The organism is Aeromicrobium sp. CF3.5 (genome assembly GCF_051262695.1).
GTDB lineage: Bacteria > Actinomycetota > Actinomycetes > Propionibacteriales > Nocardioidaceae > Aeromicrobium.
The window spans coordinates 367393-391861 of record NZ_JBIMEZ010000002.1 but is presented as its reverse complement, the minus strand read 5'-3'; the positions used below and the strand labels follow the sequence as shown (position 1 = coordinate 391861).

General features: G+C 66.3%; 39 protein-coding genes. 29 read left to right on the top strand and 10 right to left on the bottom strand.

All coding sequences use genetic code 11. From position 1 onward, the window contains the following. Window positions 1-44 precede the first annotated feature (44 nt). The 18 genes from rplV to map all read left to right on the top strand — a co-directional run bounded on the left by rplV (window position 45) and on the right by map (window position 9419). The gene (rplV, locus tag ACHAA3_RS05530; RefSeq protein WP_435707951.1) at window positions 45-488 is read left to right on the top strand and encodes a 50S ribosomal protein L22; all 444 of its coding nucleotides are present in this window, start codon (window positions 45-47) and stop codon (window positions 486-488) included. Further along, window positions 488-1360: a 30S ribosomal protein S3 gene (gene rpsC / locus ACHAA3_RS05525; RefSeq protein ID WP_435707950.1), complete on the top strand. Its 873-nt coding sequence runs from the start codon at window positions 488-490 to the stop codon at window positions 1358-1360. Before rplV ends, rpsC begins: the two co-directional genes overlap by 1 nt. Further along, entirely contained in the window at window positions 1360-1782 is a 423-nt protein-coding gene (gene rplP, locus ACHAA3_RS05520; RefSeq protein ID WP_435707948.1) for a 50S ribosomal protein L16, read from the top strand. Before rpsC ends, rplP begins: the two co-directional genes overlap by 1 nt. Next, window positions 1782-2015 carry a 50S ribosomal protein L29 gene (gene rpmC, locus ACHAA3_RS05515; RefSeq protein WP_435707947.1) on the top strand — a complete coding sequence of 78 codons (234 nt, stop codon included), beginning with the start codon at window positions 1782-1784 and terminating at the stop codon, window positions 2013-2015. The genes rplP and rpmC overlap by 1 nt, the downstream gene beginning before the upstream one ends. Continuing rightward, entirely contained in the window at window positions 2012-2299 is a 288-nt protein-coding gene (gene rpsQ, locus ACHAA3_RS05510; RefSeq protein ID WP_435707946.1) for a 30S ribosomal protein S17, read from the top strand. The genes rpmC and rpsQ overlap by 4 nt, the downstream gene beginning before the upstream one ends. Before the next feature lie 7 nt (window positions 2300-2306). Then, window positions 2307-2675, top strand: coding sequence for a 50S ribosomal protein L14 (gene rplN, locus ACHAA3_RS05505; RefSeq protein WP_435707945.1), 369 nt, complete (start codon window positions 2307-2309; stop codon window positions 2673-2675). Between the two features lies 1 nt (window position 2676). Further along, on the top strand, window positions 2677-3054 hold the full coding sequence (gene rplX, locus ACHAA3_RS05500; RefSeq protein ID WP_435707944.1) for a 50S ribosomal protein L24: 378 nt from the start codon (window positions 2677-2679) through the stop codon (window positions 3052-3054). Window positions 3055-3056: 2 nt separating this feature from the next. Continuing rightward, complete coding sequence (rplE, locus tag ACHAA3_RS05495) at window positions 3057-3650, top strand: 50S ribosomal protein L5 (RefSeq protein WP_435707942.1); 594 nt, start codon at window positions 3057-3059, stop codon at window positions 3648-3650. Window positions 3651-3662: 12 nt separating this feature from the next. Then, a complete protein-coding gene (locus tag ACHAA3_RS05490) occupies window positions 3663-3848 on the top strand; it encodes a type Z 30S ribosomal protein S14 (RefSeq protein ID WP_435707941.1) in 186 nt (61 codons plus the stop codon). Window positions 3849-3930: 82 nt separating this feature from the next. Next, window positions 3931-4338 (top strand): 30S ribosomal protein S8, encoded by a 408-nt coding sequence (gene rpsH, locus ACHAA3_RS05485; protein ID WP_435707940.1) that lies wholly within the window; start codon window positions 3931-3933, stop codon window positions 4336-4338. Between the two features lie 12 nt (window positions 4339-4350). After that, window positions 4351-4893 (top strand): 50S ribosomal protein L6, encoded by a 543-nt coding sequence (gene rplF / locus ACHAA3_RS05480; protein ID WP_435707938.1) that lies wholly within the window; start codon window positions 4351-4353, stop codon window positions 4891-4893. Between the two features lie 3 nt (window positions 4894-4896). Then, window positions 4897-5280 carry a 50S ribosomal protein L18 gene (gene rplR / locus ACHAA3_RS05475; protein ID WP_435707937.1) on the top strand — a complete coding sequence of 128 codons (384 nt, stop codon included), beginning with the start codon at window positions 4897-4899 and terminating at the stop codon, window positions 5278-5280. A gap of 34 nt (window positions 5281-5314) precedes the next feature. After that, on the top strand, window positions 5315-5944 hold the full coding sequence (rpsE, locus tag ACHAA3_RS05470) for a 30S ribosomal protein S5 (RefSeq protein WP_435707936.1): 630 nt from the start codon (window positions 5315-5317) through the stop codon (window positions 5942-5944). Continuing rightward, window positions 5941-6123: a 50S ribosomal protein L30 gene (rpmD, locus tag ACHAA3_RS05465; RefSeq protein WP_435707935.1), complete on the top strand. Its 183-nt coding sequence runs from the start codon at window positions 5941-5943 to the stop codon at window positions 6121-6123. Before rpsE ends, rpmD begins: the two co-directional genes overlap by 4 nt. Window position 6124: 1 nt before the next feature. Continuing rightward, window positions 6125-6565 (top strand): 50S ribosomal protein L15, encoded by a 441-nt coding sequence (rplO, locus tag ACHAA3_RS05460; RefSeq protein WP_435707934.1) that lies wholly within the window; start codon window positions 6125-6127, stop codon window positions 6563-6565. A gap of 137 nt (window positions 6566-6702) precedes the next feature. Beyond that, a complete protein-coding gene (gene secY / locus ACHAA3_RS05455) occupies window positions 6703-8007 on the top strand; it encodes a preprotein translocase subunit SecY (RefSeq protein ID WP_435708218.1) in 1305 nt (434 codons plus the stop codon). Beyond that, window positions 8007-8570, top strand: coding sequence for an adenylate kinase (locus tag ACHAA3_RS05450; RefSeq protein ID WP_435707933.1), 564 nt, complete (start codon window positions 8007-8009; stop codon window positions 8568-8570). The genes secY and ACHAA3_RS05450 overlap by 1 nt, the downstream gene beginning before the upstream one ends. Before the next feature lie 12 nt (window positions 8571-8582). After that, on the top strand, window positions 8583-9419 hold the full coding sequence (gene map / locus ACHAA3_RS05445; protein ID WP_435707932.1) for a type I methionyl aminopeptidase: 837 nt from the start codon (window positions 8583-8585) through the stop codon (window positions 9417-9419). A 38-nt stretch (window positions 9420-9457) separates the two neighbouring features. Here the strand turns inward: map and ACHAA3_RS05440 are convergent, their stop codons facing one another. Further along, on the bottom strand, window positions 9458-10519 hold the full coding sequence (locus ACHAA3_RS05440; RefSeq protein WP_435707931.1) for a CHAP domain-containing protein: 1062 nt from the start codon (window positions 10517-10519) through the stop codon (window positions 9458-9460). Window positions 10520-10601: 82 nt separating this feature from the next. Continuing rightward, window positions 10602-11459, bottom strand: a complete 858-nt coding sequence (gene ddaH / locus ACHAA3_RS05435; RefSeq protein WP_435707930.1) for a dimethylargininase — start codon at window positions 11457-11459, stop codon at window positions 10602-10604. 154 nt (window positions 11460-11613) lie between these two features. Between ddaH and ACHAA3_RS05430 the strand changes: the two genes are divergently transcribed. The 8 genes from ACHAA3_RS05430 to rplQ all read left to right on the top strand — a co-directional run bounded on the left by ACHAA3_RS05430 (window position 11614) and on the right by rplQ (window position 15847). Next, entirely contained in the window at window positions 11614-12075 is a 462-nt protein-coding gene (locus tag ACHAA3_RS05430; protein WP_435707929.1) for an Lrp/AsnC family transcriptional regulator, read from the top strand. Between the two features lie 111 nt (window positions 12076-12186). Then, window positions 12187-12408 (top strand): translation initiation factor IF-1, encoded by a 222-nt coding sequence (infA, locus tag ACHAA3_RS05425; RefSeq protein ID WP_435707928.1) that lies wholly within the window; start codon window positions 12187-12189, stop codon window positions 12406-12408. 34 nt (window positions 12409-12442) lie between these two features. After that, window positions 12443-12559 (top strand): 50S ribosomal protein L36, encoded by a 117-nt coding sequence (gene rpmJ, locus ACHAA3_RS05420; protein ID WP_435707927.1) that lies wholly within the window; start codon window positions 12443-12445, stop codon window positions 12557-12559. A 193-nt stretch (window positions 12560-12752) separates the two neighbouring features. Then, entirely contained in the window at window positions 12753-13121 is a 369-nt protein-coding gene (rpsM, locus tag ACHAA3_RS05415; RefSeq protein WP_435707926.1) for a 30S ribosomal protein S13, read from the top strand. 5 nt (window positions 13122-13126) lie between these two features. Continuing rightward, the gene (rpsK, locus tag ACHAA3_RS05410; RefSeq protein ID WP_435707925.1) at window positions 13127-13525 is read left to right on the top strand and encodes a 30S ribosomal protein S11; all 399 of its coding nucleotides are present in this window, start codon (window positions 13127-13129) and stop codon (window positions 13523-13525) included. A 3-nt stretch (window positions 13526-13528) separates the two neighbouring features. Further along, complete coding sequence (gene rpsD, locus ACHAA3_RS05405) at window positions 13529-14137, top strand: 30S ribosomal protein S4 (RefSeq protein ID WP_435707924.1); 609 nt, start codon at window positions 13529-13531, stop codon at window positions 14135-14137. 64 nt (window positions 14138-14201) lie between these two features. Further along, window positions 14202-15212, top strand: coding sequence for a DNA-directed RNA polymerase subunit alpha (locus ACHAA3_RS05400; protein WP_435707923.1), 1011 nt, complete (start codon window positions 14202-14204; stop codon window positions 15210-15212). A gap of 71 nt (window positions 15213-15283) precedes the next feature. Further along, window positions 15284-15847 (top strand): 50S ribosomal protein L17, encoded by a 564-nt coding sequence (gene rplQ / locus ACHAA3_RS05395; RefSeq protein WP_435707922.1) that lies wholly within the window; start codon window positions 15284-15286, stop codon window positions 15845-15847. A 91-nt stretch (window positions 15848-15938) separates the two neighbouring features. Here the strand turns inward: rplQ and ACHAA3_RS05390 are convergent, their stop codons facing one another. The 7 genes from ACHAA3_RS05390 to ACHAA3_RS05360 all read right to left on the bottom strand — a co-directional run bounded on the left by ACHAA3_RS05390 (window position 15939) and on the right by ACHAA3_RS05360 (window position 20852). Continuing rightward, on the bottom strand, window positions 15939-16529 hold the full coding sequence (locus tag ACHAA3_RS05390) for a class I SAM-dependent methyltransferase (RefSeq protein WP_435707921.1): 591 nt from the start codon (window positions 16527-16529) through the stop codon (window positions 15939-15941). Window positions 16530-16549: 20 nt separating this feature from the next. Beyond that, a complete protein-coding gene (locus tag ACHAA3_RS05385) occupies window positions 16550-17311 on the bottom strand; it encodes an endo alpha-1,4 polygalactosaminidase (RefSeq protein ID WP_435708217.1) in 762 nt (253 codons plus the stop codon). 2 nt (window positions 17312-17313) lie between these two features. After that, entirely contained in the window at window positions 17314-17661 is a 348-nt protein-coding gene (locus ACHAA3_RS05380; RefSeq protein WP_435707920.1) for an MmcQ/YjbR family DNA-binding protein, read from the bottom strand. 7 nt (window positions 17662-17668) lie between these two features. Further along, window positions 17669-18160: an NUDIX domain-containing protein gene (locus ACHAA3_RS05375; protein ID WP_435707919.1), complete on the bottom strand. Its 492-nt coding sequence runs from the start codon at window positions 18158-18160 to the stop codon at window positions 17669-17671. Further along, the gene (locus tag ACHAA3_RS05370; protein WP_435707918.1) at window positions 18157-18666 is read right to left on the bottom strand and encodes a GNAT family N-acetyltransferase; all 510 of its coding nucleotides are present in this window, start codon (window positions 18664-18666) and stop codon (window positions 18157-18159) included. The genes ACHAA3_RS05375 and ACHAA3_RS05370 overlap by 4 nt, the downstream gene beginning before the upstream one ends. Next, window positions 18663-19451, bottom strand: coding sequence for a tRNA pseudouridine(38-40) synthase TruA (gene truA, locus ACHAA3_RS05365; protein WP_435707917.1), 789 nt, complete (start codon window positions 19449-19451; stop codon window positions 18663-18665). Before truA ends, ACHAA3_RS05370 begins: the two co-directional genes overlap by 4 nt. Before the next feature lie 102 nt (window positions 19452-19553). Continuing rightward, window positions 19554-20852 carry a citrate synthase gene (locus ACHAA3_RS05360; protein WP_435707916.1) on the bottom strand — a complete coding sequence of 433 codons (1299 nt, stop codon included), beginning with the start codon at window positions 20850-20852 and terminating at the stop codon, window positions 19554-19556. Between the two features lie 238 nt (window positions 20853-21090). Between ACHAA3_RS05360 and rplM the strand changes: the two genes are divergently transcribed. From rplM to glmM, 3 genes are all read left to right on the top strand, one after another. Next, window positions 21091-21534, top strand: a complete 444-nt coding sequence (gene rplM, locus ACHAA3_RS05355; protein WP_435707915.1) for a 50S ribosomal protein L13 — start codon at window positions 21091-21093, stop codon at window positions 21532-21534. A gap of 62 nt (window positions 21535-21596) precedes the next feature. Continuing rightward, window positions 21597-22043 (top strand): 30S ribosomal protein S9, encoded by a 447-nt coding sequence (gene rpsI, locus ACHAA3_RS05350; protein WP_435708216.1) that lies wholly within the window; start codon window positions 21597-21599, stop codon window positions 22041-22043. A 7-nt stretch (window positions 22044-22050) separates the two neighbouring features. Continuing rightward, window positions 22051-23400, top strand: coding sequence for a phosphoglucosamine mutase (glmM, locus tag ACHAA3_RS05345; protein ID WP_435707914.1), 1350 nt, complete (start codon window positions 22051-22053; stop codon window positions 23398-23400). A gap of 76 nt (window positions 23401-23476) precedes the next feature. On the opposite strand, the gene coaA is transcribed toward glmM, so the two are convergent. Then, a complete protein-coding gene (gene coaA / locus ACHAA3_RS05340; protein WP_435707913.1) occupies window positions 23477-24427 on the bottom strand; it encodes a type I pantothenate kinase in 951 nt (316 codons plus the stop codon). Window positions 24428-24469 lie beyond the last annotated feature (42 nt).

The window sequence follows — 24469 nt, the reverse complement described above, 5'->3', positions numbered from 1 at the left end:
ATGACGGCATCGCCTATCTTCACGACCTTCAAGGTGGTGGCGTCATGAGTGCAGCAACTCGAGTAAGCATCAGTGCGCGTCGTGAGCGTCTGCTCGGCGATGAGGCCGGCTCGTTCGCGGTCGCTCGCTTCGTGCGGATCACCCCGCAGAAGGCTCGTCGTATCGGCGACCTGATCCGCGGTGAGTCCGTCGACAACGCTCTGGCCATCCTGCAGTTCGCACCGCAGGCCGCATCCGAGCAGTTCTACAAGCTGGTCGACAGCGCCGCCGCCAACGCCGAGTCCACCGAGGATCTCGCTCGTGGCTCGCTGGTCATCTCAACGGTCCACGTCGACGTGGGCCCGACCATGAAGCGTTGGCGTCCCCGCGCCAAGGGTGCGGCCAACCGCATCCTCAAGCGCACCAGCCATCTGACCGTCGTCGTCCAACCGGCCGACGTGGTGGCAGCGAAGACCACCTCCAAGAAGAAGAAGGGCGGGAACCGATAGTGGGACAGAAAATCAACCCGCACGGGTTCCGGCTCGGCATCTCCACTGATCACAAGAGCCGCTGGTACGCCGACAAGCTGTACTCCAGCTACGTGGGCGAGGACGTCAAGATCCGTCGCATGCTCACCAAGGGCATGGATCGCGCCGGCATCAGCCGCGTCGAGATCGAGCGCACCCGCGACCGAGTTCGGGTGGACATCCACACGGCTCGTCCGGGCATCGTCATCGGTCGCCGCGGCGCCGAGGCCGACCGCATTCGTGGCGACCTGGAGAAGTTGACCGGCAAGCAGGTCCAGCTCAACATCCTCGAGGTCAAGAGCCCCGAGCTCGATGCTCAGCTCGTCGCGCAGGGTGTCGCCGAACAGCTCGCAGGACGCGTGCAGTTCCGCCGTGCCATGCGCAAGGCCATGCAGACCACGATGCGCAGCGGTGCACAGGGCATCCGGATCCAGTGCTCGGGCCGCCTCGGCGGTGCCGAGATGAGCCGTTCGGAGTTCTACCGCGAGGGCCGCGTCCCGCTGCACACGCTGCGCGCTGACGTCGACTACGGCTTCTACGAGGCCAAGACGACGTTCGGTCGCATCGGTGTCAAGGTCTGGATCTACAAGGGCGAGGTCGCCGGCACCCGTGCCGAGCGCGAGGCCGAGGCCGCCAAGCGTGCCGCAGCCCCGGGCTGCAACCGTCGTCCCGCCCGCGGTGGCCGCGAAGGTGGCGCCCGTCGCCCCGAGCGCCCCGCTCGTGACACCACGTCCGAGTCCGCACCCGCGGCCGAGGCACCCGCTGCCGACGCTCCCACGGCCGAGGCACCTGTTGCAGCCGCCGTCGCGGGCTCGGCGACAACGAGCACCGCGCCCGAAGGAGGGCAGAGCTGATGTTGATGCCCCGACGTGTCAAGTACCGCAAGCAGCACCACCCCTCGCGCCGCGGCGCGGCCAAGGGCGGCACCGAGCTGGCGTTCGGCGACTACGGCATCCAGGCGCTGACGCCTGCGTATGTCACCAACCGTCAGATCGAGTCCGCTCGTATCGCCATGACGCGCCACATCAAGCGTGGCGGCAAGGTCTGGATCAACATCTACCCGGACCGTCCGCTGACCAAGAAGCCCGCCGAGACCCGCATGGGTTCAGGCAAGGGCTCGCCTGAGTGGTGGGTCGCCAACGTCAAGCCCGGGCGCGTGATGTTCGAGCTGTCGGGTGTCGACGAGGAGACTGCTCGCGAGGCCATGCGCCGCGCGATCCACAAGTTGCCGATGAAGGCTCGCTTCATCAGCCGTGAGACCCAAGGGGGTATGTGATGTCCACCAACACCACAGCCGCCGAGCTGCGCGCCATCGATGCGTCCTCGCTGGAGGAGAAGCTCCGCGAGTCCAAGGAAGAGCTGTTCAACCTGCGCTTCCAGAACGCCACCGGTCAGCTCGACAACACCGCTCGCCTGCGTGCGGTGCGCAAGGACATTGCCCGCATCTACACGGTCATGAGCGAGCGCGAGCTCGGCATCATCGAGACTGAGGCGGAGGCCACCGCATGAGCACGAAGGATGAACCCGTGACCACACAGACCGAGCGCAGCTCGCGCAAGACCCGCGAGGGCCTGGTCGTCAGCGACAAGATGGACAAGACCGTCGTCGTCAGCATCGAGGAGCGCTTCAAGCACCCGCTGTACGGCAAGGTCCTGCGTCGCAACATCAAGCTCAAGGCCCACGACGAGGCCAACGACGTCGGAACCGGCGACCGTGTCCGCATCATGGAGACGCGTCCGCTGTCGGCCACCAAGCGCTGGCGTGTCGTGCAGATCCTCGAGAAGGCGAAGTAGGAGACCGATGATTCAGCAAGAGTCGCGAGTCAAGGTCGCCGACAACACTGGTGCAAAGGAAATCCTCTGCATCCGCGTGCTCGGTGGCTCAGGTCGGCGCTACGCCGGCATCGGCGACACGATCGTCGCCACTGTCAAGGACGCCATCCCCGGCGGAAACGTCAAGAAGGGGGAGGTCGTCAAGGCTGTGATCGTGCGCACCGTCAAGGAGCGCCGTCGTCCCGATGGTTCGTACATCAAGTTCGACGAGAACGCAGCAGTCATCCTCAAGACCGATGGAGACCCGCGCGGTACGCGCATCTTCGGCCCCGTCGGTCGTGAATTGCGCGACAAGAAGTTCATGCGCATCATTTCTCTCGCACCGGAGGTGCTCTGACATGGCCACCAAGGCTAGCTCGAACTCATCGAGCGTCAGCATCAAGAAGGGTGACCAGGTCAAGGTCATCGCTGGCAAGGACAAGGGAGTGACCGGAGCGGTCCTCGACGTCTTCGCCGAGAAGCAGCGCGTCGTGGTCGAGGGCGTCAACCGCGTCCAGCGCCACACCAAGTCGGCTCAGGCCGGCGGCGCAGGCACGGGCGGCATCATCACCAGCGAAGCCGCCATCCACATCTCCAACGTCATGCTGCTCGCCGACAAGGAGCCCACCCGCGTGGGATTCCGCCGCGACGACATCACCAAGACCCGTCCCGACGGCAGCACCTACCCGGCGAAGCGCAGCGTGCGTATCGCCAAGAGCACCGGAAAGGAGATCTGAGCATGGCTGACACAGACTCCATCGCCGGTAGCCCCGAGGTCGCTGCATCCACGGTGCCGCGCCTGAAGGAGAAGTACCGCGCCGAGATCCTCCCGGCCCTGCACGAGCAGTTCGGTTTCTCGAACGTCATGCAGGTTCCCGGACTGACCAAGATCGTCGTCAACATGGGTGTCGGCGAGGCTGCCCGCGACGGCAAGCTGATCGAGGGCGCCATCCGCGACCTCACGGCGATCACCGGCCAGAAGCCGTCGGTCACCAAGGCACGCAAGTCGATCGCCCAGTTCAAGCTGCGTGAGGGCATGCCGATCGGCACGCACGTCACGCTGCGCGGCGATCGCATGTGGGAGTTCCTCGACCGTCTGCTGACGCTCGCGCTGCCCCGCATCCGCGACTTCCGCGGCTTGTCGCCCAAGCAGTTCGACGGGCGCGGCAACTACACGTTCGGTCTGACCGAGCAGGTCATGTTCCACGAGATCGACCAGGACAAGATCGACCGCTCGCGCGGCATGGACATCACCGTCGTCACGACGGCCACCAACGACGACGAGGGACGCGCGCTGCTCAAGCTGCTCGGCTTCCCCTACGCCGAGAAGTAAGGGAGACCCGACATGGCGAAGACTGGTCTGAGGAACAAGGCTGCCAAGAAGCCCAAGTTCAAGGTGCGTGGCTACACGCGCTGCCAGCGCTGCGGCCGCCCCCGCTCCGTGTACATCAAGTTCGGCCTGTGCCGAATCTGCTTGCGCGAGATGGCGCACCGCGGCGAGCTGCCGGGAGTCACGAAGTCTTCGTGGTGACCCACGAGTTCTTGACGATCTTTTTCTCCTCACAACCGCCGAAGGTCCTCCGGGAAACCACGGCAGGAACGGAATCACAGCAATGACCATGACAGATCCGATCGCGGACATGCTCACGCGTGTTCGCAACGGTAATCAGGCGTACCACGACAGCGTGTCGATGCCATACTCAAAGCTCAAGGCCGGCGTTGCCGACATCTTGAAGCAAGAGGGTTTCATCACTGCCATCGACGTCGCTGACCCGACAGACGGCGAGGTCAGCAAGACCTTGACCATCACCCTTAAGTACGGACCGCATCGCGAGCGCTCGATCGCCGGAATCCGGCGCATCAGCAAGCCCGGCCTGCGTGTCTACGCGAAGTCGACCGCCCTGCCCAAGGTCCTCGGTGGCCTCGGCGTGGCGATCATCTCGACCAGCCAGGGTCTGCTCACAGACCGCCAGGCCAACCAGAAGGGCGTAGGTGGGGAAGTCCTCGCCTACGTCTGGTAACGGGGGATTGAGATGTCACGCATTGGCAAGTACCCCGTTCCCGTGCCCAGCGGCGTGGAGGTCACCATCGAGGGCCAGGACGTTCGCGTCAAGGGCCCCAAGGGTGAGCTGTCGCTCACGGTCGCCGAGCCGATCACCGTCAGCAAGAACGACGACGGTGAGCTCGCGGTCGAGCGTCCCGACGATCACCGCGACAACAAGTCGCTGCATGGTCTGTCGCGCACTCTGATCAACAACATGGTCGTCGGTGTCACCGACGGCTACGAGAAGAAGCTCGAGATCGTCGGCGTCGGTTACCGCGTCCAGGCGAAGGGCCCCACGGCTCTGGAGTTCGCTCTCGGCTTCAGCCACCCGGTCCCGGTCGACGCGCCCGAAGGCATCACCTTCGCGGTCGAGTCGCCCACCAAGTTCTCGGTCATCGGCATCGACAAGCAGGCCGTCGGTGAGGTTGCCGCGAACATCCGCAAGATCCGCAAGCCTGAGCCCTACAAGGGCAAGGGCGTGCGTTACGCCGGCGAACATGTCCGCCGCAAGGTCGGAAAGGCTGGTAAGTAAGCCATGGGTATCTCAATCAATCGCGCCAAGCACACCAGTGCTCGCACCGCGTCGCGTCGCCGTCGTCAGATCCGCGGCCGCAAGCGCATCGAGGGATCGGCCGAGCGTCCCCGCCTGGTCATCACTCGTTCCAGCAAGCACATGGTCGCCCAGGTCGTCAACGACCTCGAGGGCCGCACGCTGGCCTCCGCCTCGACCATGGAAGCTGATCTGCGCGGCCTCGACGGTGACAAGACCGCCAAGGCCAAGAAGGTCGGCGAGCTCGTGGCCGATCGTGCCAAGGCCGCTGGTATCGCCACCGTGGTCTTCGACCGCGCCGGCAACCAGTACGCCGGACGTGTCCAGGCGCTCGCCGACGGCGCGCGCGAAGGTGGGCTGGAGTTCTGATGATGACCCACACCATTAACCGAAGGAGTGCCGCATGAGCGGGCAGCAGCGCCGCGGAGGCGGAGGCGGACGCGGTCGAGGAGATCGCGGAGCCGAGAAGTCGAACTACATCGAGAAGGTCGTCACGATCAATCGTGTCTCCAAGGTCGTCAAGGGTGGTCGTCGCTTCAGCTTCACCGCCCTGGTGATCGTCGGAGACGGCGACGGACAGGTCGGCATCGGCTACGGCAAGGCCAAGGAGGTCCCCACGGCGATCTCCAAGGGTGTCGAGGAGGCGAAGAAGTCCTTCTTCCGCGTCCCGCGCATCCAGGGCACCATCCCGCACCCCGTGCAGGGTGAGAAGGCCGCAGGCGTCGTGTTCCTGCGTCCCGCGTCCCCCGGTACCGGCGTCATCGCCGGTGGCCCGGTGCGTGCAGTGCTGGAGGCCGCTGGCATCCACGACGTGCTCAGCAAGTCGCTGGGATCGTCCAATGCCATCAACATCGTGCATGCCACGGTGGCGGCGCTTCGCCTGCTCGAGTCGCCCGAGATGGTCGCTCAGCGTCGCGGACTGACGGTCGAGGAGGTCGCTCCGGCGGCTCTGCTCAAGGCCAAGGCTCTCGGTATCGAGGATGCCAAGGCCGAGGCTGACTCGTCGGCCAACGAGGCGGTGGCGTCACGATGACCAGGCTCCAAGTCACCCAGGTGCGCTCGGGGGTGGGTCGCCGGCAGAATCAGCGCGACACCCTGCGCTCGCTGGGTCTCAAGCGCATCGGCGACGTCGTCGTCAAGGAAGATCGTCCTGAGTTCCGCGGCATGGTCGACGCCATCTCGCACCTCGTGGACATCAAGGAGGTTGACTGACATGACGCTCAAACTGCATCACCTGCGTCCCGCTCCCGGCGCCAAGACGGCCAAGACCCGTGTGGGTCGCGGTGAGGCCTCCAAGGGCAAGACCGCTGGTCGCGGCACCAAGGGCACCAAGGCCCGGTATCAGGTCCCGGCCGGCTTCGAGGGTGGGCAGACGCCCATCCACATGCGCCTGCCGAAGCTGAAGGGGTTCAAGAACCCGTTCCGCGTCCAGTACCAGGTCGTGAACCTCGATCGCCTCGAGCTGTTGTTCCCGTCCGGTGGCACCATCGACGTCGCAGGTCTCGTCGCGAACGGTGCGGTCCGCAAGGGTCACCCGGTCAAGGTGCTCGGCCAGGGTGAGATCTCCGTCGCGGTCCAGGTGACCGCCGACAAGTTCTCCGCTTCGGCCAGGTCCAAGATCGAAGCAGCTGGCGGCTCGGTCACCGAGCTGTGATCCAGCACGTCTGAGCAGTGCGGCGGGCTCCCTGAGGGGGGCCCGCCGTTCTGCATCACTGTTAGAGTCGTCCCGGCGGGTCGTCCGCCCGGATCATGTCGTCATCTCACGATGCATTTCCCTCGGGAGGAACACCGGTGCTCACCGCCTTCGCGCAAGCGTTCAGGACACCTGACCTGCGCAAGAAACTGTTGTTCGTCCTCGGCGTCATCGTGCTGTTCCGGATCGGTTCAACCACGCCGGCTCCCGGCATCAATCTGAGCAACGTTCGCCAGTGCGTGGACCTCGCCACGCAGGGTGAGAACAGCAGCCTGTTCTCGCTGATCAACGTCTTCTCCGGTGGCGCCCTGCTGCAGCTGACCGTCTTCGCGCTCGGCATCATGCCCTACATCACCGCCAGCATCATCTTGCAGCTGCTCGTCGTGGTCATTCCGCGACTCGAGGCGCTCAAGAAGGAGGGCCAGGCCGGCCAGACCAAGATCACTCAGTACACGCGCTATCTCACGCTGGGCCTGGCGATCCTGCAGGCGACCGGCATCGTGGCGCTGGCGCGCAGCGGCAACCTGTTCGGCGGGGCCTGCAATCTCGACGTGCTGTACAGCCCCGACAGCATCCCGGCGTTCCTGCTGATCGTGACCACGATGGTCGCGGGCACCGCCGTCATCATGTGGCTCGGCGAGCTCATCACCGACCGTGGTGTGGGCAACGGCATGTCGATCCTGATCTTCACGCAGGTCGTCGCGACCTTCCCCGGAGCGCTGTGGCAGATTCGCCAGACCCAGGGCTGGACCACGTTCATCCTGGTGTGCATGGTCGGTCTGATCGTGGTGGCCGGCGTCATCTTCATCGAGCAGGCCCAGCGCCGCATCCCGGTGCAGTACGCCAAGCGCATGGTCGGCCGGCGCATGTTTGGCGGTTCGTCCACGTACATCCCGCTCAAGGTCAACCAGGCTGGCATCATCCCGGTGATCTTCGCCTCGAGCCTGTTGTACCTGCCGGCGCTGCTGGCCCAGTTCAATCCTGAGGCGCCGTACACGGCCTTCATCAATGATCACTTCGTGCGCGGCGATCACCCGTACTACATGATCACCTTCTTTGCTCTGATCGTGTTCTTCACGTACTTCTACGTGTCGATCACGTTCAATCCCGAGGAGGTCGCTGACAACATGCGCAAGTACGGGGGCTTCATCCCGGGCATCCGAGCCGGCCAGCCGACGCAGGACTACCTGGGGTACGTGCTGAGTCGCATCACCGCTCCCGGCGCTCTGTACCTGGGCTTCATCGCGTTGATCCCGATGATCGCCATCGCCTTGTTGGACGCCAGTCAGAACTTCCCGTTCGGCGGCACCACGATCTTGATCATCGTGGGTGTTGGGCTGGACACGGTCAAGCAGATCGAGGCGCAGCTCCAGCAGCGCAACTACGAAGGGTTCCTGCGCTGATGCGACTGCTCATCATGGGACCACCGGGTGCTGGCAAGGGGACCCAGGCGGTCTCGCTGGCCGAGCGGATCGGTGGGGCGCACATCTCCACCGGAGACATCTTCCGGGCCAACGTCAAGGACCACACCGAGCTGGGTCGCGAGGCTCAGCGGTACATGGACGCGGGTGACTACGTGCCCGATGAGGTCACCAACGCCATGGTCCGCGACCGGCTGGCGCGCGACGACGCCCGCGACGCGTTCATCCTCGACGGGTATCCACGCACGCTCGATCAGGTCTCGACGCTCGACTCGATCCTCGGCGAGCTCGGTCAGCAGCTCGACGGAGTGGTCGAGCTGGTCGTCGATCCCGAGGAGCTGATCGGCCGGCTGCTCAAGCGGGCTGAGACCAGTGGCCGTGTCGACGACACCGAAGACGTCGTCCGCAAGCGGCAAGAGGTCTACACCGCCGAGACCGCACCTCTGCTCGAGGTCTACGACCAGCGTGACCTGCTGCTCCAGGTCAATGGCATCGGCACGGTCGACGAGGTCGCGGCACGTATCGACGTCGTGCTCCCGGCCTGATTCTCACGATCCATGGCGTTCCGCGAACGGCTCGAGCTGAAGAAGCCAGCCGAGATCGACCTGATGCGTCGAGCGGGGCTGGTCGTCGAAGCGACCCTGCGCGCGGTGCGCGAGCAGGCCGTGGCGGGCATGACGACCGCCGATCTGGATCAGGTGGCGCGCACATCCATCGCGCAGCACGGCGCCACCTCCAACTTTCTGGACTACGGGGCCGATGACGCCGGGCACGGAGGATTTCCCGGAGTCATCTGTACTTCGGTCAACGACGAGGTCGTGCACGGCATCCCCGGGCGACGGGTCCTGGCGGACGGTGACCTGGTGTCGGTCGACTGCGGCGCGATCATCGACGGATGGCACGGTGACGCTGCGATCACGTTCGCGATCGGAGAGGTCGACGAGGCGCAACGCGAGCTGATGCGGGTCACCGAGCAGGCGTTGTGGGACGGAATCGCGGCAGCGAGCCTGGGCGGCCGCGTCGGTGACATCAGCGCCGCCATCGAACGGTCCATCACGTCGGCGGGGGAGTACGGCATTGCCGACGGTCTGACCGGACACGGCATCGGCACGGCGATGCACCAGCCACCCTGGGTGCCGAACGTTGCCTCGCGGGGCCGCACCGCCAAGCTGGTCGAGGGCCTGGTGCTGGCCGTCGAGCCGATGGTCACGCTGGGCACGGACGACAACCGCACCCTGGCCGATGACTGGACGATGGTGACGTTGGACGGCAGTCGCTCCGCCCACTTCGAGCACACCTTCACGCTGACCAGCACGGGGACGTGGGTCCTGACCGCCGAAGACGGCGGTCGTGCGCGCCTCGAGGCCATGGGCATCCCCTTCGGCGGTCGCTGACCCGACCATCGCGGGGATGGAGCCTCGCTGGGTGCGGGTCAGGGTGCGACGGCCGCGGTCGGCACGGTCCTCGCGACGACTTGGTCGTAGTCGGGGTGCCGGGCGGTGACCTCGGCGGTCACCTTCTGGCCGCGGTGGGCAGCTGTGGGTGTGAAGCTCGCGCCGGTCGCACCCGTGATCACGACACCGTTGGCGAGCCAGCGGTATGCGTGCTCGTCCGGCTGGGGGAACCAGACGCCGGATGAGACGCTCAGGCGTTGTCCCACCTGCGGTGATCCCGAGATCGTCGGCGCCTGCTGCTGGCGCAGGGTCACGGGCCAGACGTCGACGCCGTGGACCGTGGTCGAGGTGGTGGTGTACCCGGATCGCTTCGCGGTGACCTTGACCGACAGGCTGCGACCGAGCATGGCCTCGGTGGGCGTGAACGTGCTGGAGGTGCCACCGGACACCGCGCGGCGATCGAGCATCCACTGGTAGGAGTACGTCGTGGCCGAGGACGCGGGCGACCAGGTGCCGCTGCCGACCGAGAGCGGGACGCCGACGGTGGGGATACCCGACATCTCGGGTGCCTGGCTGATCGTCATCGGCTTGGCAGGGGCGGGGGTCGGAGTGGTCGGAGTCGTCGCTTTGTCGGCGAAGTGGATGAAGCCCTGGGGCCATCCTGACCCGGTCTTGGTGATCTTGCGCCAGTCGAAGGCTCCCGACCAGTTCGACTCCGACACCCAGATCTCGGTCGAGGACACGACCTTCTCCACGTAGGCCACGTGGTTGCCGCCGACGCCGCTTCCCCACCACGCCACGGAGCCGACCGTCGGAGTCGAGTTGGTGATCGAGGCCATCGTGGTGCCCCAGTCGCGGGCGTTGCCGACCCCGGCTGCCGGCCGAAGGTTGGGCATGCCGTTGGTCGTGACGAGGCGGTAGGCCACGTAGTTGGTGCAGTTGGTGCCGGTGTACATGGCCCAGTAGCTGGTGCCCTGCTTCTTGGCGTACCCGCCGTCGCTGTAGCCCCCCGAGGCGCACGCGGAGTACCCGGTGCAGAGCATCGAGACGGCGGCATCTGCGCGTCCGAGGGGAGTGATGAGAGCCATCAGCAATAACACGGGAAGAAGCGATCGGGTCCGAGACACTCCGACAGGGTACGTGAAATATGTGACGGGTGTGAAGGTTGTTGCAAATGTGGTCTCAGCGGTGACGTTCCATGGTGCAGCACTTGACGCTGCCCCCGGACTTGAGGAACTCCGAGAGGTCGATCGGCACGGGGAGGTAGCCTCGCTGGTCGAGCTGTTCGGCCAGCTGATGGGCCTGTGACGGCAGGACCACGTGCTGGCCGTCGCTGACGGCATTGAGGCCCAGCACCGCAGCATCCGCCTCGGTCGCGATGATCGCCTCGGGAAACAGGTCGCGCAGGGCACGCCGACTGTGCGGGCTGAAGGCGCCCGGGTAGTAGGCGACGTTGCTCGCAGCATCGCCGTTGCCGTCGTCGAGGACCGCCAGGGCCGTGTCGAGGTGGTAGAACCGCGGGTCGACGAGCTCGAGGGAGACGACGGGGCGGTCCAGTGCCGCCGCGGCCTCGATGTGCGCAGCGATGCTGGTGCGAAAGCCGGTACCGGCCAGGATCATCGATCCGAGCGCCAGGAAGTCGCCTTCACCTTCGTTGGTGTGGGACGGGTCCGTCACGATGAGGCCCTGGGTGCGTAGCCAGGTCGCGAAGACGCCCGCCTCGGCAGCGCGCTCGGGGTAGGTAAACCTGGCCCCGTAGGCGCGGTCACCCACCACGAGTCCACCGTTCGCCGCGAAGACCATGTCGGGCTGGCCGGGCGCAGGGTCGATGACGTCGACCCGGTGGCCCAGTCGCTGATAGGTGGCGCGCAGGTCGTCCCACTGTTGGCGGGCCAGGGTGGTGTCAACTGGCACGTCGGGGTTCATCCACGGGTTGATCGAGTACTCGACGGCGAAGTGGTCCGGCGCGCACATCACGTAATGGCGGGTGCGCGGTTCGCGTGCGGCGAACGGTCGGACGCGGGTGTCGAGAACGGTCACGAGATGGCCTCCGGGCGTGCTGCATCGATGATTCGAACACTGGGATCAGCCTAGGCGGCTGACCGGCTCAGCCTCGAGGCTGAAACTGTGCGTCACAGAACAAGTTTCTTGCGTCCATCGCTCGAACTCGGTGATTTCTTGCGATACTGACCAGATGGACGTTCTGGATCGCCGCATCATCGATTGCCTGCTCGAGGATGGCCGGGCCAGCTATGCCGCCATCGGCGACGAGGTGGGGCTGTCCGCGCCAGCGGTCAAGCGCCGCACGGACCGGCTGGTGGGTGACGGGGTGATCAGGGGATTCACCGCAGTGATCGACCCAGCCGCGATGGGGTGGACGACCGAGGCGTACGTGGAGGTGCACTGCCAGGGAGCAGTCTCGCCCGATGAGCTGAGGAGAGCCTTCGCGCGGGTGCCCGAGGTGCACTCGGCAGCGACCGTCTCGGGCCAGGCCGACGCGATCCTGCGGATCGTCGCGCGCGATGTGCGCGACCTCGAGCAGGCCCTCGAGCGGGTGCGCGTCGAGGTCGTCAACATCGCGCACACCGACACCTCCATCGTGCTGTCGCGACTCATCGATCGCGCACGATTTGAGTCTGGCGGCCTGATTGCATAGAATCGAGAGTCGGCCTGATAGGTCTGCGTACTGTCTCGCGAGGCGATTGCCTCGAGCACGGGTCAGTCGTGTGCTCAGGTCGCAGACATCGAAGCAACCGAAGAAGAGGTCATGGGGAAAAAAGAAGGCGTCATCGAGATGGAGGGTGCCGTAGTCGAGGCACTGCCCAACGCGATGTTCCGTGTCGAGCTGCAGAACGGGCACAAGGTGCTCGCTCACATCAGCGGCAAGATGCGTCAGCACTACATCCGTATCCTCCCCGAGGATCGTGTGGTCGTTGAGCTCTCGCCGTACGACCTCAGTCGCGGTCGCATCGTGTACCGCTACAAGTGAACATCCACCACGTTCAGGACCCGAAAGAGAAACCATGAAGGTCAATCCGAGCGTGAAGAGAATCTGTGACAGCTGCAAGGTGATTCGTCGCCACGGCCGCGTCATGGTCATCTGCAACAGCAACCCGCGGCACAAGCAGCGCCAGGGCTGAAGCAGAAAATTCCTCTTCACCAGCACAGCTCCGCGCAGGAGCACTGAACGTCTGATAGCTCCCGCCACACCTCGGTGCGGCGGGTCACCTCCGGAGCGTAGGCCGGGGCCCGACTCCAGATCACCGAACATCTGGGAGGCAGTCGGGGTGCATCAGGCGCCAACACCTCGCCGAACGGAAGGAACTGCCCCAGATGGCACGCCTCGTAGGAGTTGACCTCCCGCGCGAAAAGCGCATCGAGATCGCTCTCACCTATGTATTCGGGATCGGCCGCACTCGCGCCGTCCAGACCCTCGCCGCCACCGGCATCAGCCCGGACAAGCGCGTCCACGAGCTCACCGACGAGGACCTCGTCGCGCTGCGTGACCACATCGAGGCGAACTACCAGACGGAGGGCGATCTTCGCCGCAACGTCACGGCAGACATTCGCCGCAAGATGGAGATCGGCAGCTACCAGGGCCGTCGTCACCGTGCGCACCTGCCCGTCCGCGGTCAGCGCACCAAGACCAACGCGCGCACCCGCAAGGGCCCCAAGCGCACCGTCTCCGGAAAGAAGAAGTGATCTAGATGCCTCCGAAGACAGCTGGCGCCAAGAAGTCGCGCCGCAAGGTCAAGAAGAACGTCGTTCAGGGCGAAGCCCACATCAAGAGCACGTTCAACAACACCCACGTCACCATCACCGATCCCAGCGGCGCTGTGATCGCGTGGGCGTCGGGTGGAACCGTCGGGTTCAAGGGCTCGCGCAAGTCGACCCCGTACGCCGCCGGCATGGCGGCCGAGGCCGCCGGTCGCCTGGCCATGGAGCACGGCATGAAGAAGGTCGACGTCTTCGTCAAGGGCCCCGGCTCGGGACGTGAGACCGCGATCCGGTCGCTGAGCGGAGTCGGCCTCGAGGTCGGCACCATCTCCGACGTCACCCCCAGCCCGCACAACGGCTGCCGTCCCCCCAAGCACCGGAGGCTCTGACCCATGGCCCGTTACACCGGACCCATCACCAAGAAGTCGCGCCGTTACGGCGTCGACCTCGTCGGCGGCGACACCGCCTTCGAGAAGCGTCCCTACCCTCCGGGAATGCACGGTCGCACGCGCATCAAGGAGTCGGAGTACCGCACCCAGCTGCACGAGAAGCAGAAGGCGCGCTACACCTACGGCGTCCTCGAGAAGCAGTTCCGTCGCTACTACGAGAGCGCGCACCGCAAGCCCGGCAAGACCGGTGAGAACCTGCTGGTCGCACTGGAGTGCCGTCTCGACAACGTCGTGTACCGCTCCGGTCTGGCGCGGACGCGTCGTCACGCTCGCCAGCTGGTGACCCACGGTCACTTCCTGGTCAACGGCATCAAGACGAACATCCCGTCGTACCAGGTCAGCAAGCACGACATCATCGACGTGAAGGCCAAGTCGCTGGAGACCACGCCGTTCATCGTGGCGCGTGAGACCCACGACGCGGACACCGTTCCGGGTTGGATGGACGTCTCGCCCGATCGCGGTCGCATCCTCGTGCACCAGAAGCCGGTTCGTGAGCAGATCACGGTTCCGATCACCGAACAGCTGATCGTCGAGTTCTACTCGAAGATCTGATCCATCTCATCTCGCACCATGACCCGGGCCCTCAAATAGTGGTCGGTCCGGAAAGGAAACACACATGCTGATCGCCCAGCGCCCCGTCCTGTCCGAAGAGGTCGTCGACGAATTCCGTTCGCGGTTCGTCATCGAGCCCCTCGAGCCGGGCTTCGGCTACACCCTCGGCAACTCGATGCGGCGCACCCTGCTGTCCTCGATCCCGGGTGCGGCCGTCACCTCGATCAAGGTCGATGGTGTCCTGCACGAGTTCTCGACCGTCCCCGGAGTCACCGAGGACGTCACCGAGATCATCTTGAACCTCAAGGACCTCGTGGTCTCCTCGACCATCGACGAGCCGGTCGTGATGTACCTGCGCAAGAGCGGCGAGGGTGTGGCCACCGCGGCCGACATCACTCCTCCCGCCGGCGTCGAGGTGCACAACCCCGACCTGCACGTGGCGACCCTGAACGACAAGGGCAGCCTCGAGATCGAGCTGGTCGTCGAGCGCGGCCGCGGGTACGTCTCGGCGATTCAGAACAAGACCGGCGACGAAGAGATCGGCCGCATGCCGGTCGACTCGATCTACAGCCCGGTCCTGAAGGTGACCTACAAGGTCGAGGCCACTCGCGTCGAGCAGCGCACCGACTTCGACCGTCTGGTCGTCGATGTCGAGACCAAGAAGTCGATGCTGCCGCGCGACGCCATCGCGTCGGCCGGTTCGACCCTGGTCGAGCTGTTCGGTCTGGCGCGTGAGCTCAACGTCGAGGCCGAGGGCATCGACATCGGGCCGTCGCCGGTCGATGAGCAGCTCGCTGCTGACCTGGCACTGCCGATCGAGGACCTGAACTTCACGGTTCGTTCCTACAACTGCCTCAAGCGTGAGGGCGTCCACACCGTGGGCGAGCTCATCACGCGCTCGGAGCAGGACCTGCTCGACATTCGAAACTTCGGTTCGAAGTCGATCGACGAGGTCAAGGCCAAGCTCGCTGAGATGGGCCTGGGTCTCAAGGACAGCCCGGCTGGATTCGATCCCGCCGCCGCCATGGCCGAGTACGACGACGACGCAAGCTTTGCCGAGGACGAGCAGTACTGAGCTCTGCTCATCAACAGAACCGGGCTTTGCTCATTGCTGCCGGCTCACCGAATTGATTCTGGAGACATTTCATGCCCACGCCCACCAAGGGACCTCGCCTCGGCGGTAGCCCCTCCCACCAGCGGCTGATCCTCGCCAACCTCGCGCAGAACCTGTTCGAGCACGGCAAGATCACCACCACCGAAGCGAAGGCGCGCCGTCTGCGTCCCTACGCCGAGCAGCTGATCACCAAGGCCAAGACCGACACGGTGGCCAACCGCCGCCAGGTCGTCAGGGTCATTCGTGACAAGTCGATCCTGCACACGCTGTTCACCGAGATCGGTCCGGCCATGGCCACCCGTCCCGGCGGATACACGCGCATCACCAAGATCGCGGCACGCAAGGGCGACAACGCTCCCATGGCCGTGATCGAGATCGTCGAGGCCAAGGACTTCGCAGCTCAGACGCAGAAGGCCCCCCGCGCCGCGGCGCCTGCAGCTGCCGAGGAGCCGACCACGGTCGAGGACAAGCCGGCCGACGACGTCGCCCCCGGTGATGACCTCGGATCGGACGTCGAGGTCGTCGAGGCCACCGAGGAGGCCCCCGAGGTCGCCGAGAACCTCGACGTCGCGCCTGAGACCGACGACACGAAGTAGCACCACCCGCACCTGCACGACAAGGAACTCCCGGCCGTATCGGCCGGGAGTTCTTTGTGGGTGGGAGTAGTGGACGCGACGGCGGTGTCACCTACGCGTGTCGAACCTCCAGCACGCGGAAGCCGCGGCTGCTGGAGACCCGTTCAGTGGGCCACTCCTGCTCGATCAGCCAGCGCTGCAGGGAGTCGGCGCCCAGGTTCTTGCCCACCACCAGGCGAGCCGTCCCCTCGGCCGACAGGTGCGGGAGCCAGCGCAGCAGCAGCTCGTGCAGGGCGTCCTTGCCGATCCGGATCGGTGGGTTCGACCAGATCGAGTCGAACTGCAGGTGCGGAGGAACGCCGTCGGGTAGCGAGGTGTGGACCGTGGCGCCGTGCCGAGTCGCGTTCTCGCGTGTCAGGTCCAGGGCGCGGGGATTGCTGTCGACCGCCCACACCTCGGCGTCGGGGCTGTGAGCGGCGACGGCACACGCGATGGCTCCCCAGCCGCAGCCGAGATCGAGCAGCCGCCCGCTGGACGGGGGAGTTGACTCGGCCAGCAGCACGGCCGTGGCATGATCGAGACCGTCACGGCTGAACACTCCGTCCGCAGTCGTGAAGGACAGGCTCCGGTCCCAGATCTGGGCCGTGATCTCGTGACGTCTGCCGCCGTGGGCGGACGCCTCGGAGAAGTAGTGATCGGCCACGGAGGCAGTCTTCCACGTGCTCAGCAGTGCTCGTAGACGTAGTCCTCAGCCCCGTCGGGGGCCACGTCGCGGTCGCGCCACAGGATCGAGATCTGTCCTGACCTGGCGGCACAGGCCCGTGCGAAGGCGGCCGGATCGGTGTCGGTGTACTCGATCTCGATCACCCGGCCGTCGAACTCGTTCACGTAGTCGTCGCACTCGCGGTAGACCTCGCACTCCTCGGCGACAGCGAAGTCGAATCCGAGATCCTGACCGATCAGCTCGACCGCGTTCTTCTGGGCGATGGCCAGCCCGCGGGCGTGCGCCTGCTCGACGAGCAGACGAGCGAACGCCGCCGTGTCCTCGGGGCCGATCAGTCCGGTCGATCGCGTCCAGCTGTCGAGATTGTCCGGTTCGACGGCCTGGAAGCCGTCTCGGGCGCAGTCGCCGAACCAGTCTCCGACGACACGGGCCAGCTCGTCGCGCTGAGCTGGGGTCGCGATGTCGAAGATGACCTCGTCCGGCCAGTCGGGATCGATCAGCGGCGTGCCGTCGGTCTCGCGCAGCAGCAGGTCGGGATGCTCCCGCTCCCAGTACCCGTCGCTGCCGGGCTGGGTCTGGAAGGCGTTGACGTAACAGATGGAGTACGTGTCCGGCACAGGCGGATCGGCGCGGTCTCGGGTCACGATCGAGACCTCTGAGGCCGGTTCGTACGCGCCGCCGATCTGGTAGTCCGCCACGCCGGCGACCGGGGGAGGGAGCACCAGCATCGACAGCAGCGTGGCGAGCCACGCGGCGATCATCGTCACGTCGACCGCTCCCGTGCCTGTCGGACGCGGGCGGGTGCGACCAGCCACCAGGCGGCATCGAGCAGCTCACGCACCTGCTCGGCGTCCGCCTGCTCGAGGCCGACCAGGACGTACCCGTGACCGTCGTAGTGCGCCGTGGTGAAGAACGCCGGATCGGGGTCGGCGACCAATGCCTGCTTCTCGTCGAGGGAGCACCGCAGGGCCAGCGATCCGTCGGCATCGGTGCGCAGGCGAGCGATCAGCTTCCCCTTCACCTTCAGGGCCGGGGTGCCGTACGAGGTGGACTCGGTCGTCTCGGGCAGGGTGCGAGCAAGAGCGGCGAGCTCCTCCCACGTGACGGTCACGGAGTCATCATTCCGGTTCGCCCGTGCTGGCGAGATGGTCGATGAGCCGGTCGACGAAGGTTGACTGGGCCGTGACGATCAGGCCACGGGCCTCGTCGAGCCGCATCCACCGCACGCGGTCGATCTCGGGGAAGGTCTGCGTGCGTCCCGATCGCGGCGGCCACAGCATCTCGAAGGTGCCCGGCGCGATGGTCGCGGGGTCGAGGTCGTGCCGCACCGCCCACCCCTGCACGATCTTGCCGCCGGACTGGGTGACCTCGCCGAGGTCGATGAATCTCGTGGTCGGCGCTGGCAGACCGAGCTCCTCGGTGAACTCGCGCCGAGCCGTTTCGAGCGGGTCCTCGCCGGGCTCGGGCAGACCCTTGGGGATCGTCCAGGCGCCGGCATCCCTGCGCGCCCAGAACGGCCCACCCATGTGGGCGAGCAGCACCTCGATCCAGCCGACCTCGCCCTCCTCGAAGACCCTCCACGGGAGCAGACCGAAGCTGCGGACGGTCACGGTTGTACCCGCCGCTCGAGGCGGCGCATCATGGTGCCGGAGTGGGTATGCAGCTCCTCGCCGACGTCCCTGAGCCCGAGGTGACGACACACGGCCAGGGACCCCTGGTTCGTCGGGTTCACCCGCGCGACGATCAGCCGCACCTCCTCCTGTGCGGTGGCCACGTCGATCAGGGCGCGTGCGGCAGCCACGGCCACGCCTCGGCGGCGCTCGACCGGCACTACGTGGTACCCGATCTTCACCGATCCATCAGGGGCGGGAGGTTCGTGCAAGCGGACGTCGCCGACAATGCGTCTCTCCTCGACGACGAAGTACTGGGTGTACCAGAAGGCATCGGCCGGGCGGGTTTCCATGCGGTGACCGAAGGCGTTCCAGACCCACTGCATGTCCAGGACAGTGGGTGGCATCGCCATGCCCATGGCGCTGCCCGCCGCGGCCAGGTCACCGATCGCGAGCATGCGCAGCACCTCGACCGGGATGGGAGCCAAGGCGACCTGCGGGCTCATGGCTCGTCGCGGCGGCGACGGGCCTGCTCGACCCGCGCGGCCAGCAGGTGGTCGGGCGGGTAGACGACCTCTTCGAGTGTCAGACCGTGCGCCGGCATGACCTTGACCCGGGGATCGCGAGCGAACCCGGCGAGGATCTCGCCGGCCCACGCCGGTTCGTAACGGCCCTCGCCGACGGCGACCAGCGTACCCATGAGGGCCCGCACCATCGAGTGGCAGAACGCGTCGGCGCGCACCGTGGTCTCCAGCCGGTCGCCGTGTCGCACCGTCGACAGCTCGAGCAGGGTGCGGATCGTGGTGGCGCCGTCGCGCCTCTTGCAGAACGACGCGAAGTCGTGCTCGCCGAGGAGGTGATCGGCGGCGGCATTCATCGCACCGACGTCCATGGCCCGGCGCACCGCCACGACGCTGCGTCGGGTGAGAGGGTCGGGCACGCCATCGCAGATGCGGTAGACGTAGCGTCGCTCGATCGCCGAGAACCGTGCGTCGAAGTCGGGGGGAGCGGGGGTGACACGGCGGATCGAGATGTCGTCGGGCAGGGCTCGCTGCAACCGGCGTTCGAGCGTTGCGGGCTCGGTGTCCTCGAGATCGACGTGCGCGACCTGCCCCCGCGCATGAACCCCGCTGTCAGTGCGTCCGGCCACGGTGAGCGGCGGTGCCACATCGAGGCGCAGCACGGTCGCGATCGTCGACTCGATCTCGCCCTGCACCGTGCGCAGCCCCGGTTGGCTCGCCCACCCGTGAAACCGTGCCCCGTCATAGGCCAGATCAATTCGCAGACGCACCCGCCCACGCTATCTCGTGGTGACCATGACGAGGGCGAAGCCCGAGAGACGGCCCGCGACGCAGTCGCGGAGCAAGCGCGAGGAACGAGCGCGGGCCGGCTACTACTTCGCCCAGCGCTCGGCGGCGGGGACGAAGTCGAGCTGGCGGTCGCCGGTGTAGATCTGCTTGGGGCGAGCGATCTTCTGCTCCTTGTCGTCCACCAGCTCGATCCACTGCGCCAGCCAGCCAGCGGTGCGGGGGATGGCGAACAGCACGGTGAACATCTCCGGCGGGAACTGCAACGCCTCGTAGATCAGGCCCGAGTAGAAGTCGACGTTCGGGTACAGCTTGCGGCTGACGAAGTAGTCGTCCTCCAGGGCGATGCGCTCCAGCTCCTGCGCGATCTCCAGCAGCGGGCTGACGCCAGTCACCTCGAAGACGTCGTCGACGGCCTTCTTGATGATCGTGGCGCGCGGGTCGAAGTTCTTGTAGACGCGATGCCCGAAGCCCATCAGCTTCTCGTCACCGTTCTTGACGCCCTCGATGAACTCGGGGATCTTGTCGACCGTGCCGATGCGGCGCAGCATCTTCAGCACGGCTTCGTTGGCGCCGCCGTGCAGCGGGCCGTACAGCGCCGCGATGCCCGACGTGACCGCAGAGTAGGGGTCGACCTGGCTGGACCCGACCGACCGCACCGCGTTGGTCGAGCAGTTCTGCTCGTGATCAGCGTGCAGGATGAACAGCACCTCCAGCGCCTTGCTCAGGCGTGGGTCGGGGTTGTACTCCTGCTCGCTCATCTTGAACAGCATCGACAAGAAGTTCTCGGTGTACGAGAGGTTGTTGTCGGGGTAGACGTACGGCTTGCCCTGGGCGTGGCGGAAGGCCCAGGCGCCGAGGGTCGGCATCTTGGCGATCATGCGCACGATCTGCTCGTGACGAATGTCCGGATCGCTGATCGCGCGAGCCTCGGGGTAGAAGGTCGAGAGGGCGCCGACGCTCGACAGCAGCATGCCCATGGGGTGCGCGTCGTAGCGGAAGCCCTGCATCAGCGACTTGAGGTTCTCGTGCACAAAGGTGTGGAAGGTGATCTCGTGCACCCATTCGTCGTGCTGCTCCTTGGTGGGCAGCTCGCCGTGGATCAACAGGTAGGCGACCTCGAGGAAGGTGGAGTGCTCTGCAAGCTGCTCGATCGGGTAACCCCGGTACTCCAGGATGCCCTTCTCGCCGTCGATGTAGGTCACGGCGCTGCGAGTCGACGCGGTGTTGGTGAAGGCCGGGTCGTAGACGGCGAGCCCGGGGTCGTCGTCGGTCTTGCCGATCTTGCCGATGTCGCCGGCGCGGACGGTCCCGTCGGTGATGTCGAGCTCGTACTCCTCACCGGTGCGGTTGTCGCGGACGGTCAGGGACTGATTCTCGGTCACGATGGGTCTCCTGTGACGGGATGGCGGACGGAGCCGCGAGGTGGGGCGACCCACGACTCAACGTATCGCGTGTGTGAGCCAGCCCCCACGCGGGACCCGTTTTGACCGACCGTGCGCCCGCCGGTTACTCTGGTGTGTCGTCGTTTCCCGTCGCACGGTCATCTGTGCTGCGCGGTCCACCCGCCTGACGGTCGACTAGACACAACGCTTTCTTATTCATCGAAGACAAGGTTCTGCCGTGCGCACGTTCAGCCCGAAGCCTGCTGACCTCGATCGTCAGTGGTACATCATCGACGCCGAGGACATCGTCCTGGGCCGTCTGTCCGTCGAGGCCGCCACGCTCCTGCGCGGCAAGCACAAGCCGACCTTCGCCCCTCACATGGACGGTGGTGACTTCGTCGTCATCGTCAACGCCGCCAAGGTCGCGCTGACCGGCAACAAGCGCACCGACAAGATGGCGTACCGCCACAGCGGTTACCCGGGCGGGCTCAAGTCCATCGCCTACGGCGACCTGCTCGACAAGGACGCTCGCAAGGCGATCGAGAAGTCGGTCCGCGGCATGCTGCCCAAGAACCGTCTCGGCGACCAGCTCATCACCAAGCTCAAGGTCTACTCCGGCCCCAAGCACCCGCACGCTGCCCAGAAGCCCCAGCCGTTCGAGATCACGCAGATCTCCCAGTAAGGATCGACACCGTGACCGAAACTGCCACTGAAGAGACCGAGTTCGCCCCCAACGCGGACGGCGTGTCCTACACCTCCGAGACCGCCGGTTCTGCCGCCGTCTCCGACAAGCCGGCGACCATCGCCCCCGGCGCGGCCACCGGCCGACGCAAGGAAGCGGTGGCCCGCGTCCGCATCGTGCCCGGCACCGGTGTGTGGACCGTCAACGGCAAGCCGTTGGAGGAGTACCTCCCGAACAAGCTGCACCAGCAGATCGCCAAGGAGGCCTTCGCGGCCACCGGCCTGGAGGATCGCTTCGACGTCATCGCCCGCGTCAGCGGCGGTGGCATGACCGGACAGGCCGGCGCTCTGCGTCTTGGCGTGGCCCGGTCGCTGAACGGCATCGACGAAGAGATCAACCGCCCGGTCCTCAAGGGTGCTGGCCTGCTGACTCGCGACTCCCGCATCAAGGAGCGCAAGAAGGCCGGACTCAAGAAGGCCCGCAAGGCTCCGCAGTACAGCAAGCGCTGATCGCGTCGTGGCGGGCCGGCTCTTCGGCACCGACGGGGTGCGGGGGCTGGCCAACCGCGATCTGACGGCCGAGCTTGCCGTCGACCTGTCGGTGGCCGCAGCTCACATCCTGGGCGAGATCGGTGCATTCGCCGATCAACGCCCCACGGCTGTCGTCGGTCGCGATCCGCGCGCCTCGGGGGAGTTCCTCGAGGCAGCGGTCGTCGCCGGTCTGGCGTCGGCTGGCGTCGACGTGCACCGGCTGGGAGTCGTGCCCACACCGGGCACGGCGTACCTGACCTCGCTGCTCAAGGCAGACATGGGCGTCATGATCTCGGCGAGCCACAACGCCATGCCCGACAACGGCATCAAGTTCCTCGCTCGCGGAGGGCTCAAGCTCGACGACGATCTCGAGCGGCAGATCGAGAGTCGTCTGGCCGAGCCGTGGGACAGGCCCACGGGAGGCGGCGTCGGTCGAGTCGGCGACAGCCACTCCGGCGTCGCGGCGTACACCAGCCATCTCGTGGACACCGTCCCGCACCGCCTCGACGGTCTGACGGTCGTGCTCGACTGTGCCAATGGTGCTGCGTTCGACGTCGCACCCGAGGCATTCCGACAGCTCGGGGCGCGGGTCGTCACGATCCATGCCGAGCCGGACGGGCTGAACATCAACCGCGACTGCGGGTCCACGCACTTGGCCGATCTGCAACGCACGGTGGTCGACGTGCGGGCGGACGCCGGATTCGCCTTCGACGGAGATGCGGACCGCTGCCTGGCTGTCGACGCCGCCGGAGAGGTCGTGGACGGCGACCAGATCCTGGCGATGCTGGCGGTCACGGCGCGCGACGCCGGCCGCCTCGCTGCCGACACGGTCGTGGCCACCGTCATGAGCAATCTGGGCTTCATGCAGGCGATGGCCGCCGAGAACATCAACGTGGTTGCCACGGCGGTCGGTGACCGGTACGTCCTCGAGGCGATGCGCACCGGTGCGTTCTCGCTCGGTGGCGAGCAGTCGGGGCACGTCATCATGGCCGATCACGCCACCACGGGTGATGGCACGTTAACCGCGCTACACGTCGCGTCGGCGATGGCTTCGGGCCAGCGCACGCTGGCCGATCTCGCGTCGGTGATGACACGGCTTCCCCAGGTGCTGGTCAACGTTCCCGGTGTCGACAAGGCTCGCGCCGACACCGACCCGGTTCTGCAGGCCGAGGTCGCGGTCGCAGCCGCCAAGCTCGGGGACAGCGGCCGGGTGCTGCTGCGTCAGAGCGGTACCGAGCCGTTGGTTCGGGTCATGGTCGAGGCACCGAGCCGCGAGCAGGCCTCCACGGTCGCCGAGCATCTGGCAGGCGTCGTCCGCACCACGCTCGCGCTCTGACAGGCGCCAAATTTTGTGACGAAGTTCGTCAGCCTCGTCTCGCTGAGTGACGAACTACGTCACAAAGTTTGGGGACTCACATCTTGCGGAGCCGCACCCACTTGACGGCGTGATCGGGGCCCTTGCGCAGCACCAGGGATGCCCGGCCGGTGGTGCTCGCGATGTTCTCGCGCAGGTTCGGCCAGTTGATGGTGTCCCACAAGGTCTCGGCCCGCTCGATGGCCTCGGTGTCCGAGAACGTGCTGTACCGGTGGAAGTACGACTTGGGATCGGCGAACGCCGTCTGTCGGAGCTTGAGGAATCGCGACACGTACCAGCGCTTGATGTCGCTGCTGGAGGCGTCGACGTAGATCGAGAAGTCGAAGAAGTCGCGGATCGCCAGGCCGGGGCTTCCGTCGGGCCGCTGCTTGGCCGAACCGAGGACGTTGAGACCCTCGATGATCACGATGTCGGGCTGCTCGACGGTCACGACCTCGTCGGTGCGGTCGTAGGTCAGGTGGGAGTAGACGGGGGCGGTGACGACCTCGACGCCCGACTTGACCTCCATCACGAACCGCAGCAGGGCCCGGCGGTCGTACGACTCCGGGAAGCCCTTGCGATCCAGGATCCCGCGGCGTTCGAGCTCGGCGTTGGGGTACAGGAACCCATCGGTGGTGACGAGCTCGACATGCGGGTGATCGGGGGAGTGCGCGAGCAGCTCGGTCAGCAGCCGCGCGATCGTGGACTTGCCCACGGCGACCGACCCCGCGATGCCGATCACGTACGGCACCTTGTGGTCCTGGCCCATGCGCAAGAACTGCTCGGTGGCCGCGTAGAGCTCCTCGGCGAGCCGCACGCGCATGCTCAACAGCTCGGCCACGGGCAGGTAGACCTCGCGGACCTCCTCGAGGTCGAGCTCGTCGCCGATGCCGCGGATGCGCTCGATCTCGGCGGGGTCGAGAGCCAGCGGCGTATCCCCGGCCAGTTGTGACCACGCGGCTCGTTCGAGCTCCACGTACGGCGACTGCTCACGCGACATGACCGCCATTGTTGCGTGTGTCGGCCTGATGGTCGCTCGCCGGTACCCTTG

Bases quoted from the DNA above. Each gene is read 5' to 3' on its own strand.
- rplV (WP_435707951.1), top strand. From the start codon at position 45: ATGAGTGCAGCAACTCGAGTAAGCATCAGTGCGCGTCGTGAGCGTCTG.
- rplP (WP_435707948.1), top strand. From the start codon at position 1,360: ATGTTGATGCCCCGACGTGTCAAGTACCGCAAGCAGCACCACCCCTCG.
- rpmC (WP_435707947.1), top strand. From the start codon at position 1,782: ATGTCCACCAACACCACAGCCGCCGAGCTGCGCGCCATCGATGCGTCC.
- rpsQ (WP_435707946.1), top strand. From the start codon at position 2,012: ATGAGCACGAAGGATGAACCCGTGACCACACAGACCGAGCGCAGCTCG.
- rplN (WP_435707945.1), top strand. From the start codon at position 2,307: ATGATTCAGCAAGAGTCGCGAGTCAAGGTCGCCGACAACACTGGTGCA.
- rplX (WP_435707944.1), top strand. From the start codon at position 2,677: ATGGCCACCAAGGCTAGCTCGAACTCATCGAGCGTCAGCATCAAGAAG.
- rplE (WP_435707942.1), top strand. From the start codon at position 3,057: ATGGCTGACACAGACTCCATCGCCGGTAGCCCCGAGGTCGCTGCATCC.
- ACHAA3_RS05490 (WP_435707941.1), top strand. From the start codon at position 3,663: ATGGCGAAGACTGGTCTGAGGAACAAGGCTGCCAAGAAGCCCAAGTTC.
- rpsH (WP_435707940.1), top strand. From the start codon at position 3,931: ATGACCATGACAGATCCGATCGCGGACATGCTCACGCGTGTTCGCAAC.
- rplF (WP_435707938.1), top strand. From the start codon at position 4,351: ATGTCACGCATTGGCAAGTACCCCGTTCCCGTGCCCAGCGGCGTGGAG.
- rplR (WP_435707937.1), top strand. From the start codon at position 4,897: ATGGGTATCTCAATCAATCGCGCCAAGCACACCAGTGCTCGCACCGCG.
- rpsE (WP_435707936.1), top strand. From the start codon at position 5,315: ATGAGCGGGCAGCAGCGCCGCGGAGGCGGAGGCGGACGCGGTCGAGGA.
- rpmD (WP_435707935.1), top strand. From the start codon at position 5,941: ATGACCAGGCTCCAAGTCACCCAGGTGCGCTCGGGGGTGGGTCGCCGG.
- rplO (WP_435707934.1), top strand. From the start codon at position 6,125: ATGACGCTCAAACTGCATCACCTGCGTCCCGCTCCCGGCGCCAAGACG.
- ACHAA3_RS05450 (WP_435707933.1), top strand. From the start codon at position 8,007: ATGCGACTGCTCATCATGGGACCACCGGGTGCTGGCAAGGGGACCCAG.
- map (WP_435707932.1), top strand. From the start codon at position 8,583: ATGGCGTTCCGCGAACGGCTCGAGCTGAAGAAGCCAGCCGAGATCGAC.
- ACHAA3_RS05430 (WP_435707929.1), top strand. From the start codon at position 11,614: ATGGACGTTCTGGATCGCCGCATCATCGATTGCCTGCTCGAGGATGGC.
- infA (WP_435707928.1), top strand. From the start codon at position 12,187: ATGGGGAAAAAAGAAGGCGTCATCGAGATGGAGGGTGCCGTAGTCGAG.
- rpmJ (WP_435707927.1), top strand. From the start codon at position 12,443: ATGAAGGTCAATCCGAGCGTGAAGAGAATCTGTGACAGCTGCAAGGTG.
- rpsM (WP_435707926.1), top strand. From the start codon at position 12,753: ATGGCACGCCTCGTAGGAGTTGACCTCCCGCGCGAAAAGCGCATCGAG.
- rpsK (WP_435707925.1), top strand. From the start codon at position 13,127: ATGCCTCCGAAGACAGCTGGCGCCAAGAAGTCGCGCCGCAAGGTCAAG.
- rpsD (WP_435707924.1), top strand. From the start codon at position 13,529: ATGGCCCGTTACACCGGACCCATCACCAAGAAGTCGCGCCGTTACGGC.
- ACHAA3_RS05400 (WP_435707923.1), top strand. From the start codon at position 14,202: ATGCTGATCGCCCAGCGCCCCGTCCTGTCCGAAGAGGTCGTCGACGAA.
- rplQ (WP_435707922.1), top strand. From the start codon at position 15,284: ATGCCCACGCCCACCAAGGGACCTCGCCTCGGCGGTAGCCCCTCCCAC.
- ACHAA3_RS05385 (WP_435708217.1), bottom strand. From the start codon at position 17,311: ATGATCGCCGCGTGGCTCGCCACGCTGCTGTCGATGCTGGTGCTCCCT.
- ACHAA3_RS05370 (WP_435707918.1), bottom strand. From the start codon at position 18,666: ATGAGCCCGCAGGTCGCCTTGGCTCCCATCCCGGTCGAGGTGCTGCGC.
- coaA (WP_435707913.1), bottom strand. From the start codon at position 24,427: ATGGCGGTCATGTCGCGTGAGCAGTCGCCGTACGTGGAGCTCGAACGA.